Source organism: Geobacillus sp. B4113_201601 (assembly GCF_001587475.1).
Lineage (GTDB): Bacteria > Bacillota > Bacilli > Bacillales > Anoxybacillaceae > Geobacillus > Geobacillus icigianus.
The window spans coordinates 137,215-153,277 of sequence record NZ_LQYX01000035.1 but is presented as its reverse complement, the minus strand read 5'-3'; the positions used below and the strand labels follow the sequence as shown (position 1 = coordinate 153,277).

At 54.6% G+C, this 16,063-nt stretch carries 16 protein-coding genes; 8 read left to right on the top strand and 8 right to left on the bottom strand.

The genetic code is table 11. The annotated features are described in order from the left end of the window. Nucleotides 1–63: 63 nt before the first annotated feature. The 3 genes from B4113_RS05270 to B4113_RS05260 all read right to left on the bottom strand — a co-directional run bounded on the left by B4113_RS05270 (nucleotide 64) and on the right by B4113_RS05260 (nucleotide 2,452). On the bottom strand, nucleotides 64–1,176 hold the full coding sequence (locus B4113_RS05270) for an ABC transporter ATP-binding protein (protein ID WP_033018654.1): 1,113 nt from the start codon (nucleotides 1,174–1,176) through the stop codon (nucleotides 64–66). 123 nt (nucleotides 1,177–1,299) lie between these two features. Beyond that, the gene (locus tag B4113_RS05265; RefSeq protein ID WP_033018765.1) at nucleotides 1,300–2,190 is read right to left on the bottom strand and encodes a CdaR family transcriptional regulator; all 891 of its coding nucleotides are present in this window, start codon (nucleotides 2,188–2,190) and stop codon (nucleotides 1,300–1,302) included. 73 nt (nucleotides 2,191–2,263) lie between these two features. Continuing rightward, the gene (locus tag B4113_RS05260; RefSeq protein WP_033018653.1) at nucleotides 2,264–2,452 is read right to left on the bottom strand and encodes a hypothetical protein; all 189 of its coding nucleotides are present in this window, start codon (nucleotides 2,450–2,452) and stop codon (nucleotides 2,264–2,266) included. Between the two features lie 106 nt (nucleotides 2,453–2,558). On the opposite strand from B4113_RS05260, the gene B4113_RS05255 reads away from it, so the two are divergent. Next, complete coding sequence (locus tag B4113_RS05255) at nucleotides 2,559–2,960, top strand: hypothetical protein (RefSeq protein ID WP_033018652.1); 402 nt, start codon at nucleotides 2,559–2,561, stop codon at nucleotides 2,958–2,960. Here B4113_RS05255 and B4113_RS05250 read toward each other — a convergent pair. Genes B4113_RS05250 through B4113_RS05235 form a run of 4 tightly spaced genes read right to left on the bottom strand, consistent with a single transcriptional unit; the run spans nucleotide 2,920 to nucleotide 7,582 of the window. After that, nucleotides 2,920–4,086, bottom strand: a complete 1,167-nt coding sequence (locus B4113_RS05250; protein WP_033018651.1) for a YheC/YheD family protein — start codon at nucleotides 4,084–4,086, stop codon at nucleotides 2,920–2,922. The genes B4113_RS05255 and B4113_RS05250 overlap by 41 nt on opposite strands. Next, complete coding sequence (locus tag B4113_RS05245) at nucleotides 4,083–5,432, bottom strand: YheC/YheD family protein (RefSeq protein WP_033018650.1); 1,350 nt, start codon at nucleotides 5,430–5,432, stop codon at nucleotides 4,083–4,085. Before B4113_RS05245 ends, B4113_RS05250 begins: the two co-directional genes overlap by 4 nt. Beyond that, a complete protein-coding gene (locus B4113_RS05240; RefSeq protein WP_033018648.1) occupies nucleotides 5,429–6,496 on the bottom strand; it encodes a YheC/YheD family protein in 1,068 nt (355 codons plus the stop codon). The genes B4113_RS05245 and B4113_RS05240 overlap by 4 nt, the downstream gene beginning before the upstream one ends. Before the next feature lie 6 nt (nucleotides 6,497–6,502). After that, nucleotides 6,503–7,582, bottom strand: coding sequence for a YheC/YheD family protein (locus B4113_RS05235; RefSeq protein WP_033018647.1), 1,080 nt, complete (start codon nucleotides 7,580–7,582; stop codon nucleotides 6,503–6,505). 126 nt (nucleotides 7,583–7,708) lie between these two features. On the opposite strand from B4113_RS05235, the gene B4113_RS05230 reads away from it, so the two are divergent. From B4113_RS05230 to B4113_RS05210, 5 genes are all read left to right on the top strand, one after another. Then, entirely contained in the window at nucleotides 7,709–8,842 is a 1,134-nt protein-coding gene (locus B4113_RS05230; protein WP_033018646.1) for a DUF445 domain-containing protein, read from the top strand. Between the two features lie 141 nt (nucleotides 8,843–8,983). After that, on the top strand, nucleotides 8,984–9,343 hold the full coding sequence (locus B4113_RS05225) for a YlbF family regulator (RefSeq protein ID WP_033018644.1): 360 nt from the start codon (nucleotides 8,984–8,986) through the stop codon (nucleotides 9,341–9,343). A gap of 431 nt (nucleotides 9,344–9,774) precedes the next feature. Next, entirely contained in the window at nucleotides 9,775–10,635 is an 861-nt protein-coding gene (locus B4113_RS05215; RefSeq protein ID WP_033018642.1) for a Cof-type HAD-IIB family hydrolase, read from the top strand. A gap of 35 nt (nucleotides 10,636–10,670) precedes the next feature. Then, nucleotides 10,671–10,841 carry a hypothetical protein gene (locus B4113_RS19835; RefSeq protein ID WP_160331364.1) on the top strand — a complete coding sequence of 57 codons (171 nt, stop codon included), beginning with the start codon at nucleotides 10,671–10,673 and terminating at the stop codon, nucleotides 10,839–10,841. Between the two features lie 420 nt (nucleotides 10,842–11,261). Next, on the top strand, nucleotides 11,262–12,767 hold the full coding sequence (locus B4113_RS05210) for a coproporphyrinogen III oxidase (protein ID WP_033018641.1): 1,506 nt from the start codon (nucleotides 11,262–11,264) through the stop codon (nucleotides 12,765–12,767). Nucleotides 12,768–12,800: 33 nt separating this feature from the next. Here the strand turns inward: B4113_RS05210 and B4113_RS05205 are convergent, their stop codons facing one another. Then, entirely contained in the window at nucleotides 12,801–12,986 is a 186-nt protein-coding gene (locus B4113_RS05205) for a YhzD family protein (RefSeq protein WP_033018764.1), read from the bottom strand. 873 nt (nucleotides 12,987–13,859) lie between these two features. On the opposite strand from B4113_RS05205, the gene B4113_RS05200 reads away from it, so the two are divergent. Then, nucleotides 13,860–14,759 carry an ABC transporter ATP-binding protein gene (locus B4113_RS05200; RefSeq protein ID WP_033020182.1) on the top strand — a complete coding sequence of 300 codons (900 nt, stop codon included), beginning with the start codon at nucleotides 13,860–13,862 and terminating at the stop codon, nucleotides 14,757–14,759. Next, on the top strand, nucleotides 14,752–15,981 hold the full coding sequence (locus tag B4113_RS05195) for an ABC transporter permease (protein WP_033020180.1): 1,230 nt from the start codon (nucleotides 14,752–14,754) through the stop codon (nucleotides 15,979–15,981). The genes B4113_RS05200 and B4113_RS05195 overlap by 8 nt, the downstream gene beginning before the upstream one ends. The last annotated feature ends 82 nt before the right edge of the window (nucleotides 15,982–16,063 follow it).

Below are 16,063 nucleotides of genomic sequence, written 5' to 3'. Positions count from 1 at the left end.
AAAAAAAAAAAAAACGGCGTCCCAGCTGGAGGAACGCCCGAGTGTATAGGAAAACAAAGGGGGTTACTTTTCGTTCGCCGCCCGGATGCGCCGCTCGGTTTCGACATCAAAGAAGTGCGCTTTGTTCATATCGAGCGCCAAGTCGATTCGGTGCCCCGGCTTAATTTCCGTGCGGGCGTCAATACGGGCGACCATTTCTTGGCCATCGATGCTGAAGTAAATCATCGACTCGGCCCCAAGCAGCTCGGCGACTTCCACGTGCGCTGTTACTTTCGTGGCCGGTGAGGCTTCCAAGAAGAGCGGCTCATCGTGAATGTCTTCCGGACGGATCCCTAAAATGACTTCTTTGCCGACATATCCTTGTTCACGGAGCACTTTCATTTTCCCTTCCGGAATGCCGAACGAGGTTTGGCCGACGACAAACTTGCCGTCTTGCAGCGTTCCGCGCAGGAAGTTCATGGCTGGCGAACCGATAAAGCCGCCGACAAAAATGTTTTCCGGTTTCTCATATACTTCGCGCGGCGTTCCGACTTGCTGAATGACGCCGTCTTTCATGACGACAAGGCGAGTGGCCATCGTCATGGCTTCCGTTTGGTCGTGAGTGACGTAAATCGTCGTCGTTTCCAAACGTTGATGGAGCTTCGCGATTTCCGAGCGCATTTGCACACGCAGTTTGGCATCCAAGTTCGAGAGCGGCTCGTCCATTAAGAATACTTTGGCATCGCGAACGATGGCCCGCCCTAACGCAACGCGCTGCCGCTGCCCGCCGGAGAGCGCTTTTGGTTTGCGGTCCAAATATTGTTCAAGCCCCAGAATGCGGGCGGCTTCGCGCACGCGTTTGTCAATTTCCGCCTTCGGGAATTTGCGCAATTTTAAGCCGAACGCCATATTGTCATAAACGCTCATATGCGGGTAAAGCGCGTAGTTTTGGAACACCATCGCGATATCGCGGTCTTTCGGCGGCACGTCGTTCATTCGTTTGCCATCGATGTAAAGATCGCCTTTGGAAATTTCCTCAAGGCCGGCGATCATCCGCAATGTCGTCGATTTGCCGCAGCCGGACGGGCCGACGAAGACAATAAACTCTTTGTCTTGGATATGCAAGTTAAAGTCTTTGACAGCTGTGACGTTGTTGTCGTAAATTTTGTAAATATGATCCAAAATGAGCTCTGCCATGGCCAATCCTCCCGCTTGTTGAAATCGGTTTCCTCTAGCTTTAGAGTATAGAAAAATAGAAACATTCGTAAATGGACAACATGCACAAAAAACGGCGGCCCATTTTCGGCAGCCTGCCCAACGTTACGGACGGCGGCGATGCAAAATAGCGAGATACATCGCCGCCGCCCCTTTAAATCGCTTGATATCGAGACCGGTCTGCTCGGTCCATTTCTCGATGCGATATTGCAAACTGTTGCGATGCATGTAAAGGGCTTTCGCCGCCATCGAGACGTTTAAGTTGCACTGGAAAAACGTCTCGATCGCTTGGAGGTCATCTTCCTCCAGCTCGTTGAGAAACGAAAAGAGGCGATCGACGTTTCCGCTGTCCGTTTCGCCTGCAACGAGCGGAAGCAAGATGACGTCTTCCCATTCGTACACCGTTTGTTTCGGCCAAAAGCGCCGAGCGGCGGCGAAACATTCTTTTTCGAGAAGGAACGATTCGCGCAGATGGCCATCGGCGGGGCGGATCGGGCCGATCAGCACGTGGATGGCGGCATAAAAATCGGCGGCGAGCGCTTCGGCCATATCGACAAGCGGCGGCCGCTCAGCGGTCCGTTTCGGCTTCGCTTCGACGATGACCCCGCGATGATCTTGCTCCCAGACGATCGTGATCGGCGAGGAAAATAAGCCGCGCAGGGCATCGGCAAAATCGTCTCTAGGGACGATCGGCCGGTTCGCAGTGAAATGAATAAACCGGCAGTACGGCGCGGTGAGTTGGACGAGCGCCGCCGGGTCACCGCAGGCGATCCATCGCTTCCATGCCCGTTCCGCTTCTCCTTCCGGTGTGCGCCGCCCGCTGGCCGGTGTGAAAAAGAGCGACAGCAGCCGCCGCTCCCGGTCGGTCAACCGCTGTTTGGCAATGCCGATTTCATCCCCGTCTGCCGTATAAAACCAGTCATACGCTTCCGGCTGCTCCGTCTGGCCGTTGATGATGATATCCCCAGCATAAAGCGACTCGAGCTCTTTAAGCATCGCGCGCCATCCTTTCTGTCGTTTTGCATCCATTATAACAAAATCCGACTTCCCTTGGGGGAAGTCGGAGCGGTCAATCGCCGGCCTCGTGAGGCGGTTCCTCTTTGACGAGATCGCGCGCTTCTTCGATGTTGACTTGTTCACCGTGGCCGTAGACCATGCCGCCGGCCATTCCTTCATTGATCATGCGATCGATGTCCCACTCATACTCATCTCTTCCTTCATATAAGGCATCTTGGCGCCCCGTTTCTTTCCGTTCCATCGTTCTCTCCTTCCTTTTTGTTTTTTCTAGTTTGTCCGAAGTCGTCATCGTCTATCCGCTTCGTTCATATGGATAGTAGAGGACAAGCGGGAAGGAGTGATGGAAAATGACGATGATCATCCGACAATTGCTTCAAACGATCGCCGCGGCCGAAGAAACAGCCCAGCGGCTCGCTGACTTGGACAAGGAAGAAACAGAATGGGAAGCTTACTTGAAAGAGGCAAGGCGCCAGCGCCAATTTTGGGAATACATGTACCGGCTCATCGCCGGCCAAGAATGCGCCGTGAAGAGCGCGGAAGGGGAGGCGGATCACAGCGGCCGCCTTGAGCTGCTGGAAGCCCTCGCCGCCGCGGAGTGGACAAAGGCGCAATTATGCCAGCGGGTTTGCGGCCGCCTGAGCGGCGCGGCCCGGCAGGCCTCCGATCGCCTGTTTCACCAAGCGCTCCAGCAAAGCGGCGCGTTGTTAGCTATGGTGCAAGCTGAGCGAATGAAGCAAACAGTTCATTAAGCCGTTCAAGCCGCCGTTTTTCAATGTCTGGTTCATCGAAGGACATCGGTTTGGCGTTCATTTCATACACGTAAAGTTCATAGTTCGGGCCGACGCCGATGTCGGCGGAAAATTCGCCGACAAATCCGAACCGTTCGCTCAATCGCTCGCCGCTTAGGGCGATCAGTTGGGCAAGCGACGCCTCGTCAATCCGCTTTTCGACCTCGGCGTAGGGAAGAATCGTCCCGCCGTGAAAAACATGGGTTGTTAGCGCCCGTCTCGCGGCTAAACGGACGCCGACGCCGGTCATTGTATAGCGGCCGCGCCGCCAATGAGCGAGCACGCGCAAGTCGTAGCGCTGGCCGTTCCACGTGTCCGTTCGGGCCGCCGCTTGGGCGATGTAGCCGCCCGATTCAAGCAACGGGGCGAGCGCTTCGAGGGAACGAAGCCGCTTTCGCCCACCGGGATGTTCGCATAAAACGGAACGGTCCGGCAAGACGGTGAGGCGAAATAGCCCGTTTCCTTTCGCGCCATCGTCTTTTTTGACGTAAACGCAGCTATAGCGGTTCAGCCATGCGCGAACGTCATCGGCTGTCCGGACCGGCGCGGTTGGCAGTAAATGCGGCCAAAGCCGGCCATCAGCGCGCAGGGCGTCATACACATCCGACTTGCGGAAAAACGACCGGTTGATCAAGGCAATTCCGCCCGCATCGAACCGGGCGGCCGCCGTTTGGAACCGCTTGTCGCTTTCTTCCGCTCGGCTTTTTACCCGGTTGTAGACGACATCAGGAAGCGGGGTGGATGCTTTGATCCAGCGTCCGGACGCCGGCACGAGCACAAAGCCGGAAACGGTGTTTTCCTTCACGCCAGCGGCGGTCGTGACGATGGCAATGCCGCCGGCGTCATGAACAGAACGGACGACCGTTTCCAGCCATCTTTTTTTCCCGACAAGCAAAGCGGGAATCGACGATTCGCTCACCAAAACGCCAACAAGTGGTCCGACCCGCCCGGCCCGTTCGCGAACGGGAAAGGTGAGGTCGGGAAGGGAAGCGGCGGGAACAAGGCGGCCGCTGCCAAACCGATATGGCTCGCTCAGCCGTTCGCCGACCCATGCACCGGTATCGCTTTGATAGCCGATCGTTATCATGGCCAAAGCGCCTCTGGGGCGGTGATGGCGGTTTTGCTCAAGTGGATGGCGTAGGCAAGCGGCAGCCGCACCGTTTGTTCGTCCGCTTCTTTAAGCTTCGGATGGTGAAAAATCGAACGTCCCGGTTTTGAGTTGGCTTCAAACATCCACACGTTTCCGTCGCGGTCGATTCCAAAGTCAAAGCCGATTTCGCCGATGAAGGCATCCAGCGTTTCCTCAAGGCAGCGGCTGAGCGTTAAGGCGGCGTCGCATAGACGGCTGATGAGCGCTTGCCGTTCGCCGGGGTCGGGGAAAATTTCCTCGAGCGTTTTCACAGTGCCGCCGCTGCGGATGTGGGTGGTCAAGCTTTCTTTTCCGGCGATTTTGGCGGCCATGGCGCTGACTTGCCATGCGTTTTGGCCGTCTTTATTTGTATGGACGCGGAAATCGACCGGTCGACCGCGCACAGTCAGGAGCGGGATGGCCTGCTGAATGACGCAGCGATGAAGCGGAGCGGCGGCCAACAAATGATGCCATACCGCCATCGCGGTAGGAAAGGTCAACGTTTTGACGTCGCCGTGCTCTTCGCGAAAGCGGCACTCATACGCTCCGCTTTTTTTCGCCAGATGATAGATGCCGCGCCCTAAACTGCCGTCGGCCGGTTTGATATAAGCTTCGGCGTATCGGTGAAGGAACTGCTCGATCGTCTTGGCTGTGATATGGGCCGCCGTCGCCGGCAAATACGGCTTGACTTGCGGATGAGTCGACAGCCGCCGGTAAATATCGGCTTTGTTGAAAAAATGGCCGTTAAACACAGGGATGCCATACCGTGTTTGCAACGTTTCCGTGATCGTGTGGAACGGTTGGGCGTTTTCGATGCGCCGGTTCGGTAGCCGGTTGTAAACGGCGGTTGGCAGCGGCACGAGATGACGTTCCCAACCGCGCTCTGTGTAAAAGTAGCCGTTGACCATGCCGTTGTTCCAGTCGATATGAGGGGCGCCGAACAAAAACGCGAATCCCCCGACTTGTTTTTGTTGCGCCAACAGTTTAGCGAAAAAGAGGCTGCGGGTTCCGACCGGGCGGTTGGGCGATGTGGTGAAGCCGGCTGTGAAAATGCCGACAAGCGGGCCGAAATGAACGGCCTCATCTGTCAAAAAGACATGGACCTCGGCGGCAAACGGGATCCGTAAGCGCCGCGCGACGTCATGGGCGATGACGGCTTCGTTCGTGAGCGAGGCCGAAGAGACGATTCGGCATGGTACGAACAGGCTGCCAAACGCTGCCATCGTTTGTCCTGCGAGCGGAAGCGAAGCGGGAAGCACGACGGTACCGGTTGTCTGTTCGTCAATGACCAAGGTGTACGTCACCGCTTGTTCACCTCACGGGCCAAAAACAAACAGTAGCGAAGCGGGGCCTCATAAATACAGTCTTGTTGTTCCGGCGGAAGAACGCTGATGATTTTTCTTCCCGGCTTTGAGTTGACGTCCAAAATCCAAACCGCCCCTTTGTCATCGACGCCGAGATCCAAACCGATTTCAAACAGTGGGCCGAATCGCTCCTCCATATATGCCGGCAACGCCCGAATGATCGTTTCGATGCCATCCATCACGACGGCGCGCCTCGGAATCGTAAGCCGGTCAAGCCAATCGGAAAAGGGCCGGATGTCTGCTCCTGCGCCGACGTTGGCCACCCACGCCCCCGCCCGGCCGACCCGAACCGCCCGTGCCCGTTCCCTCCACTCTCCCGCTTCGTTTTTTTGCAAAAGAAAGCGAAGATCAAACGGTTCACCGGCCGGAGTGGACAGCCGAAGAAGCGGTTGCAGCACATAGCGGCCGCAGCGGTTCAGCGAGGAGACGAACCGCTCAAGCTCGTTTCGGCGGGTGATGATCGTTTGGTGTTGTCCCCAGCCGTCTTCGCTGGACAACGCGGCTCCTTGTTTTCGCATCACGAAAATGCCGCGCCCGCCGGAGCCATGCACCGGTTTGGCGATGATCGCCTGCTGGCGTCGAAGACAGTGCAGCACATCTTCGGCGCCTTCAAGGGGAGAGGTCGGCGGAATGTACGCCGAGAGAAGCGGGTGGGCGGCAAGCGCCTCATACACCTCTCCTTTTCCGGGAAGTCCGTAGCCTAAAAACGTGACATCCGGCCGCTGCTTGAGCCATTGCATGATGGGCTTTGCTTTTTTGGAGCGGTCGTCAGAGCCGTAAAAACAACGATCATAAAGAAACGGCGGAATGGCGAACATAGCGGGCGTCCATTCGTTCGTTTCGGGCTGAAAAACAAGGCCGTGGACTTGTTCCGTCTGCGGGTCGATATCAAGCGGAGAAAAACGGCAGACGGAGATGCCGAAGCGTCCGGCGCGCTTGGCCAGTTCTGTGCAGTAGGGACGGTCTTGCTGCTTGTCAAGGGCGACAAAGCCGAGGGAAAGCAAAGCGGCTCACTCCTTTTCTTCTATCAATGTCAAACTGTAGTTGACGATCGCCTTGGCTGATGGCCGGATCGTCTTCGCGGCGGGAACCATTTCCACGTGCTTGGACGGCTTGCTGTTCACTTCAATAATCCAAGGATGGTCGTGGATATCGACAGCAAGATCGATGCCCAGCTCCCCGTACATCCCGTCGGCTTCTAGCGCCAGCGCTGCCGCCGCCTCAAGGGCGATTTCTTTGAGGAGCTGTTTTTGTTGAAAGGCTACAGATTTCGGATACCACTCCTGCAAGACCGCATTGACGGCCAGCAGTTCTCCGCCGCGGGCGAGGTTGGCGACGAACTGGTCGGGCGATGCCGCGCGGGCGACGGCGGAAGTGACGCGCCAAGCGTTGTGGCGGGTTCGATGGCAAAGGAAGCGAAAATCGACCGGGCGGCTGTCCAGCGAGCGCAGCTCAAGCCCTTGCTGAATGATCATCGGCGCGGTTGTTTGTTGCCATAAGGCGGAAACGAAGACATCGATCGGCTGGTCAATCGTTGCCGAGGCCGCCGCCGTGGAACGGCGCAGGCCTATTCCGCCGTTTTGGCGTTCAAGGCGCAAAATCCCCCGTCCTTGGCTGCCGTGGATCGGTTTGAGAAAGACCGCTGGGAAGGCGGAAAGAAACGCTTCGAGTTCTCCCGGATCGTTCCATAGCGAGGTTTTGGGCAAGTACGGGCGCAAATGGCGGTGTCGTTCAATATAGCCATGCACTTCCCACTTATGCAGAAAGCGGCGGTTGAACATCACCCCGCCTTCTTCCGCAAGCCGGGTGAGCAGTTCGGCAAACGCCGGAGAATGCTCCGACGAGCGCGAGTGCAGGCGGTTGTAGATCACGTTGGCGGGAGGAACGTCTTGTTTGCTCCACGCGCCGTTGCTTCGCTGATAGCCGAGGCGCTGCAAATAAAGCGACGGCGAGGTGACGTAAACGAAGAGACCGCGTTCGCTTCCGTACTGTTCGAGCTCCTCGCAAAAACGATGAATGGAACCAAAGCGGGCTTGTTCATTTTTGTCTTTGATTTCCGTCAAGACAGCCATCGTCGGTTGTTTCTCCATTGCAGTCCCTCATTTGCGCATTCATCACGCAAGCTCTATAATGAACAAATAGGCAAACGTTTATATCGCTATCGTATGATGCCGGCCGCCGCTTGGTGACAACGGCGGAGAAGAAAGGGGAAGACGATGGGTTCGTTCGCGTACTGGGTGCTGATGATCGCCATCGGGGCGTTCATTGGCGGAATGACCAATTTTATCGCCATTGTGATGTTATTTCGCCCGTATGAACCGCTGTACGTCTTAGGAAGACGGCTGCCGTTCACCCCCGGATTAATTCCAAAGCGAAGACGGGAACTCGCCGAACAACTAGGGAAGACGGTCGCGGAGCATTTGGTGACGCCGGAAGGGCTGCGGCGCAAACTGACCGCTCCTGCTTTCGCGACCGAGGTGGCGGAGCAGGGGCGGACATGGCTGAGACGATGGCTTTCACGCCAAGAAACGCCGCTTCAATGGCTTGAGCGCCTTGGCGTTCCTTCGCCTGCCGAGCGGCTCGGCGAGTGGGCTGCCGGGCAAGCGGACCGCGCGTATGAACGGTGGGCAGAAGCGTGGAGACGGCGGCCGATTCGCGATTGGCTGCCGCCAGAGTTGAAGGAGACGATGGAAGCGCGCCTCGAGGGCCTCGCACACTATTTGGCCGACCGGGTGCTTGAGTACATGCAGAGCGAGGAAGGAAAGCAGCAGCTCGCCGGCATGATCCGCCGCTTTTTTCAGGAGCGCGGCATGATGGGAGGCGTGCTGCAAATGCTGCTTGGCAATGTTCAGCTCGTTGATAAAGCGCAGGTGGAGCTCGGCAAATTTTTGCGGCATGCCGGGACAAGAGAGGCGCTTGCCCGCCTTCTCTTTGCGGAATGGAACAAATGGATGGACACGCCGCTAGAGGCGGTGGAGGAAATGATCGGCCGCCAGCGCGTTCATGAGGCGGTGCGGACGGTTGCCCGCCGCCTCGTCTTGAACAGCGGCTGGCTGCATCGTCCGATCGCTGAACTCATCGCCCCGTATGAGCAGCGGCTGTTCCAACAACTTGTTCCGCAAGCGACGGAAACGGCGCTTCGCCTGCTCAGCGGCCAAATCGAGGCAATGGTGGCGCGGCTCGGGCTTGAGGACATCGTGCGCGAGCAAGTGGAGTCCTTTTCGTTAAGAAGGCTTGAGGAAATCGTTTTATCGATTGCCCGCCGTGAGCTGAGCATGATCACCTATCTAGGCGCCTTGCTCGGCGGGCTGATCGGCGCGGTTCAAGGAGCCATCGGCTTATGGCTGTAACCGCTCAAGTCTATCGCTCCCCGTTGACAGCGACGATCAACGGCGTCAACGCGATCGAGGCTGGTAACCCTAGAATCATATGAACGCCGGTTCGTGCATACGCTAAAACGAAACCGATCTTCAAGTAGGAGGCGCTCGCTTATGTCACTATCTCTTCAGGCGCTCGCTCGACAGCTTGAGCAGGCGATCCGCGACAGTGAACCGTTTCGGGAGCTGAAACAGGCGTACGAAGACATCCGCCGTGATGAAGCCGCCTATCGGATGTTTGCCAATTTCCGCGACATTCAGCTTCGATTGCATGAAAAACAAATGCGCGGGGCCGCCATTTTGCCCGATGAAATCGAGCAGGCGCAAAAGGCGATGGCGCTCGTCCAACAAAACGCCAAGCTCGCCCGGCTGATGGCGCTCGAACAGCAAATGAGCATGACGCTCGCCGAAGTTCAGCACATCGCGATGAAACCGCTCGAAGAATTGCACCGCTCGATGATGGAAGGCGATTGAGCGGACGGAACGGAAAAACGAATCGGCCCGCCTCGTTTTCGCTCCCGCGCTGCCTATGGAGAACGGTGAAAAACGGCTGCTTCCCTCACGCAAAGGGGAGAATGAGCGAAACGCAGGACCGATGCCACAACGTTTTTCGAAGGAGAAATGACAGTGTAAAGCCGTATCCACGATGGGATCACCAGCCTCCTATGACGGGAAAAGAAAAACGGCGGGGCGGTTGAAAACCCCCTACAGGGCATTCAAGCGGAGACAGATATGGTCAAAGCGAAGAAAGATGACGGTTGAAAAACACCCTACAGGGTGTTCTTTTTTTGTCCGGTTTATCATAGTCATGAAAATGATCAGAACGGCAAAGCCGCCGCAGCGGACAACGGGCGGCGCCGCTTTAGGCTGACTGAAAAGAGGGACGAACAAAGGGGGAGACAGCCGTGTATAAGCTGCTGGCGCTGAACATTGACGGAACGATTTTAAAAAATAACGGCCGCCTGTCGCGGGAAACGAAAGAGGCGGTCGACTACGTGCGAAAAAAAGGGGTTTACGTGACGCTGATGACGAGCCGAAATTTTCTTTCCGCTCGCAAAGTGGCGAAGGCGTTGCGGCTCGATGGAATGCTGATCACGTTTCAAGGGGCGCTGATCGGCAAATCGCTCGATCATCGACTGTTTGCCGCCGTCATCCCGGAAGAACGGACGTTTAATATCGTGCAGATTTTGGAAAACTTCCCTTGCAACATTCGCCTGATGCACGAACGGTATTCGCTTGGCAACCGGAAAAAAGTGAAGCGGAATCTCGTCGTGCAGACCGTTCTTTCCTCGAGCGATCCCTTTTTCTATCCGACCCAGTTTGTCGATTCGCTCGGTGATGTGTTGATCGATGAACCGATGGCCGTGCCCAAAATCGATGTTTACTTTGCCGACGATGCGGAGCGAGAGGAAGCAGCCCGCTTGCTTGCATCCGCCATTCCGTCCATTGATATGATTATGCAGTCTGAAGGCAAAATGGAAATTGTCCCGCAAGGCGTGTCAAAGCTGGCTGGACTGCGCCGGCTCACCCAACATCTCGGCATTTCGTTGAAAGAAACGGTGGTAATTGGCGACGGCCTCGATGATTTGCCGGCCATTGAAGCCGCAGGGCTTGGTGTGGCGATGGGCAATGCGCCGCTTGAAGTCAAGCGGGTAGCTGACTGGGTGACGCGCTCGAACGAACAGCTCGGCGTCGCTTACATGGTGAAAGAGCATTTCCGCAAACAGCAGCGGATCGAGTTTTTGCAAAAGCTAAAAGGCCGGTGAAAAACGGTTGTTTCTCTTGATCAATGGGGGAGCGTGTGAAAGGCGATCCTGATGTCACAGGGCTTTTCGATTTGAGAAACGAGGCTGGTCAGCAGCCTGTTTCCTTCAATCACCGTCCCTCTAAGAGGCCGGTGAAAAACGGCTGCCACGAGCAAATCAGCGGCATTTTGCTAAAAAAGAAGGTTGGTTTGGCTAGTCTTCTCTAACTGAGAAATAGAGCGAATCTAAGGATTTTATACGAAATCACCGCCCCTCTAAAAACAAAACAAGGAAGAAGCAAAGCAAGGCGCCCCGGTCGGTTCGGGGCGTGTTTTTTCTCTTTTCCGAAAGTTGTAGTTGCCGGTTTGAAAACCTACTATCCTTCGTAACGCAACGATGTTCATACATGGCGAAAGAAAGACGTCGACATGTGAACTTTTTTAGCTGGCCGCGTTTATTGGCGAGCTGCGCAGGCAGAAACGTTGGCAACAGCCGGGCGGGAAAGGAGCATTCTTCCGCTTGACGAACGAAACAGCGGTTCGCTACACTGAAAGAAGTTTGACAGAAAAGGTCCATGGACAGCGTGATCTGCCCTCCACCCGGGGATGAAAATCTCGCGCCAGTCCTGCATTTTCAAGGAAAAGGTGATGAACGTGCGCATCAACATTCTAGGACTGCCGAACCCGGAACGGTTTCAGCGCCCGCTCGAAGTGATGACCGAGCTGTTTTTCGAAGCGCCCGCGCTTTCGTTTGCGCCGCTGCCGGAAGCGGATGTTGTCGTTTCGTTGACTGTGAACGAGAACGGCCGCATCACCGTTTCTGGAACGCTGGCGGACAGGACGTCCGGGCGCGTTGAGGAGGCTAGACATGAGCATGAGGCGCCGGTCGAAGCCGATGGAAAAGCGCGCGAAAAACAGGTGAAAAACGCGGTTTTCCATGTGTATATAACGCTTCTTGAACGCTATACCGGCATCGTGCAGCCGTGGGGCATTTTAACCGGCGTCCGCCCGGTGAAGCTGCTTCATCAGCTGCTGCGTTCCGGGATGACGAAAGAAGAGGCGCATCGGAGACTAGCGGAAGACTATTTAGTAACAAAAGAAAAAATTGACCTCATGCAAGCGATCGTTGACCGCCAGCTCACGGTGGTGCCGGACTTGTACGAGTTGGCCGATGAAGTGAGCATTTACATCGGCATTCCGTTCTGCCCGACGAAATGTGCGTACTGCACGTTCCCGGCGTATGCGATCAACGGCCGTCAAGGATCGGTTGATGATTTTTTGGCCGGGCTTCATTACGAAATGGAAGCGGTCGGCCGCTTTTTGCGCGAACGCGGCATCCGGATTACGACGATTTATTACGGCGGCGGGACGCCAACAAGCATCACGGCTGAGGAAATGGATCGGCTGTACGCCCATATGTACAACGTATTTCCAGATGTCGATCGCGTCCGCGAAATCACGGTTGAAGCCGGGCGCCCGGACACGATTACACCAGAAAAGCTGGACGTCTTGAAAAAATGGCGGATCGACCGCATCAGCATCAATCCGCAGTCGTATATCCAAGAGACGTTAAAAGCGATCGGCCGCCATCATACTGTTGAGGAAACGATCAACAAATTTCACTTGGCGCGGCAAATGGGGATGAACAACATCAATATGGATTTGATCATCGGTTTGCCGGGTGAAGGGCTGGCGGAGTTTACGCATACGCTCGCCGAGACGGAACGGCTCATGCCGGAGTCGCTCACCGTTCATACGCTGTCGTTTAAGCGCGCTTCGGAAATGACGAAAAACAAACAAAAGTACAAAGTCGCTGGTCGCGAAGAAATACAGGCGATGATGAAAGCGGCCGAAGAGTGGACGCGCCAGCACGGCTATGTGCCGTATTATTTGTACCGGCAAAAAAACATTCTCGGCAACCTCGAAAATGTCGGCTACGCGTTGCCGGGAAACGAGAGCATTTACAACATAATGATCATGGAAGAGCAGCAGTCGATCATCGGGCTCGGCTGCGGAGCGTCCAGCAAATTCGTCGACCCGAAAACGCGAAAAATCACCCGCCAAGCGAACCCGAAAGAGCCGAAGGTGTACAACGAACATTTTATGGAATATACAGAAGAAAAATTGACCATCATGGCCGCCTTGTTTGGCTGAGCGAAAACACCCCGGGCGCCCGGGGTGTTTCGTTTAGCGGTGAAACAAAATCAGTTTGCCGCTTGCGTTGACGCAGCGGTGGGTTTTCTCCCAACAGCCGCGTTCGCGCAGCTTCTGCTCGCCGATTTTTTTCGCCTCTTCATCATTGGCGGCCTCAAACGTCTCATCGAGCAACTTCTCTCCATCGCGTTCAAAAGCGGTCAACGTATATGTCGGCATCCGTTCCCCCCCTTTCAATGAATGATGATTCACTTTTTTCATTAGCGCTTGGCTGCGAAAAATCCTGCTTGTCTGTGAAACTTTTTTCGTTGGTAAACGTAACAATAAGTAGTGTATCACCAAAAAATTTGTTTTTCCTACAAAAAACAAGGTCATAACTGATGATTTCATCCCTTAAGGATAAAACTGAGTATATTCTTCAGCGCTGAGCAAAAACAATTGTTTCGTTCTTCACCAAAAGTTGTGCTTGGCTGTTTCAAAAAAACATGCTATACTTTCTCCTGTAAATAAAAAACAGTAAATGAACGATTTTCATACATAGTGACACGAAAGGAAGTCACCCATGTCAAGTGCACGTTGTGGTGATAAACCAATATGCTTTAGAAGGCTGGCGAAAAAACCGCTGGCACACACCAATCAGCGGCATTTTCTTCAAAAAAGTTCCATGGGCAATGGTTTGCCCTCCACTTGGGGATGAAAAGCCCGCGTCAGGCCGGCATTTTCTTCAGAAAAGAAAGCTGTTTCTATCAGATTTCTCTAATTGAGAAATAGGTGGAATCAGCAGTATTTTTCACTTAATCACCGGCCTCTTAGAATTTTTTTATATTTGAGTAGTAGTATGAAAATATAGTAAGCTTTCATTTTTTTACATGGTATTGTTTGCTTTTCTTGTCGCCGTGCCAGCTTGTCAGGTGATCAAGATGGGACGTTTAGTATAGAAGGTTGGTGAAAAAAAGCTGATTCCCTTCATCGATGGGAGCACCAGCGAAAAGCAGGACCCATGAAACAAGGTGTTCTAATTGAGACCGTATCCATGAATGAAATCACCAGCTTCAATAGCAAAGTTTGTTTTTCAAAAGGGGGAATGTGTAAATGACGCTAGAGATTGCAGCAGTGACGAAACGCTTTGGAGAGACGACGGCGGTCGATCAGTTGACATTGGCGATTCCCGAAGGAAATATGTTCGGGTTGCTCGGGGCGAACGGGGCCGGAAAAACGACGACGTTCCGCATGATATTGGGCCTCCTTGCTCCGACAGAAGGCACGATCCGCTGGCAAGGGGAGCCGATCGATTATTCCAAAAGCCATTTGATCGGCTATCTGCCTGAAGAGCGCGGGCTCTATCCGAAATTGAAGGTGAAAGAACAGCTCGTTTACTTAGGGCAGCTGCGCGGGATGAAAAAGGCGGAGGCGCTTTCTGAAATCGATCGTTGGCTCGAGCGTTTCCATATTCGCGATTACGCCGATCGCCGGGTCGGGGAACTGTCGAAAGGCAACCAGCAAAAGCTCCAGTTTATTGCCGCGGTATTGCACCGGCCGAAGCTTATCATCTTAGACGAGCCGTTCAGTGGGCTCGATCCGGTGAACGTCGAGCTGTTGAAAGAAGCGGTGCTCGATTTGAAAACAAACGGTGCGACCATCGTGTTTTCCAGCCACCGAATGGAACACGTCGAAGAGCTGTGCGAACATGTTTGCATTTTGCACCGCGGACGGGCGGTGGTGGCCGGCCGGCTGCGCGAATTGAAACGTTCCTTTGGCAAGAAAAATCTTGTCATTCATGGGGAAGGGCCGTTGGAAGAGTTGGAACGGTTCCCGGGCGTGCTTCAGTGCAAGCGGACGGCCGAAGGAGTGCGGCTGCAAATCGCCAGCGAGGAGACAGCGCAAGCGATTTTTGCTCATGCAGCGGGGAAGGTGGCCGTGCGTTTGTTTGCGCTTGAGGAACCGTCGTTGAATGACATTTTTATCGAAAAGGTAGGTGCGGCGTATGAATAAATTTTGGCTCGTCATGGGGCATACATACGTAACGAAGCTGAGGGCAAAGGCGTTTCTAGTGACCACCGCTTTGACTTGCCTGTTGATCATCGGGTTGGCCAATGTGCAGACGATCAGCGAGGCGTTTACCGGCGATGAAACGGCCCATGTCGCCGTCATCGATCGTACACCATCGCTGTACAAAGCGCTTGAAAAGCAAGTGAATAACAAAGAAATCACGTTAACGAAAATTACCAATCTGGAAGATGAAGCGAAAAAGGCAGTGAAAGATGGAAAGTGGGACGGATTGCTCGTACTGTCCACGGATGAAAAAGGATTGCCGAAGGCGTTTTATTATGCCAATACGATCGCCGACAATCGAACGTCTGAAGAGCTGGAACGCGGGGTAAACGCGCTGAAAACGGCGCTTGCCGCCTCCAAAATCGGCCTGACAAAGGAACAATTGGCCGTTCTATATCAGCCCGTTCCGTTTCAAAAAGTGGCGCTGGAAAAAAACGCAAAAAGTGAAAAGGAGCTGAACGAGGCGCGTTCGCTCGTTTACGTTCTGCTGATCGCGATGTATATGTTTGTTCTCATGTACGGAGGCATGATCGCCACTGAGGTCGCAACGGAAAAATCGTCGCGCGTCATGGAAATTTTAGTGTCAAGCGTTCACCCGGTTCAGCAGCTGTTTGGCAAAATTATCGGCGTGGCGCTTGTTAGCTTGACGCAGTTTTTCGTGTTTTTCGCCGTTGGGTTCGCCGCTTTGAAAGCGAACGGCCAAGAAGTGTGGCGCTTTCTCGGGCTGGATCAGACGCCGCTGTCCATATGGGGATACGCACTCCTCTTTTTCCTGTTGGGGTATCTTTTGTATGCGGTGCTGTTTGCCGTGCTCGGTTCGCTTGTCAGCCGCGTTGAAGATGTGCAGCCGGCGATTACCCCGGTCATGCTGATGGTTGTCGCCGCATTTATGATCGCCATGGTTGGGCTGAACATGCCGGAATCGCCGTTTGTTGTCGGCGCCTCGTTTATTCCTTTTTTCACGCCGATGCTCATGTTTTTACGCATCGGCCTCGTTTCAGTACCGGCGTGGGAGGTGGCGCTCAGCTTCGCCTTGTTGGTAGCGACGATGGCGCTGCTTATTTTGGTTGGCGCGAAAGTGTATCGCGGCGGCGTGCTTATGTATGGGCGAATGAACGTGTTCAAGGATATGAAACAGGCTATTCAGCTGACGAAAAAGTAAGCGATCGGAGAAGGCATAAAAACATCGAATCGTTCCTTGCCGGGCCGGCAAGGCTTTCTTTTTTGCCGTTTCCCCGTTATGG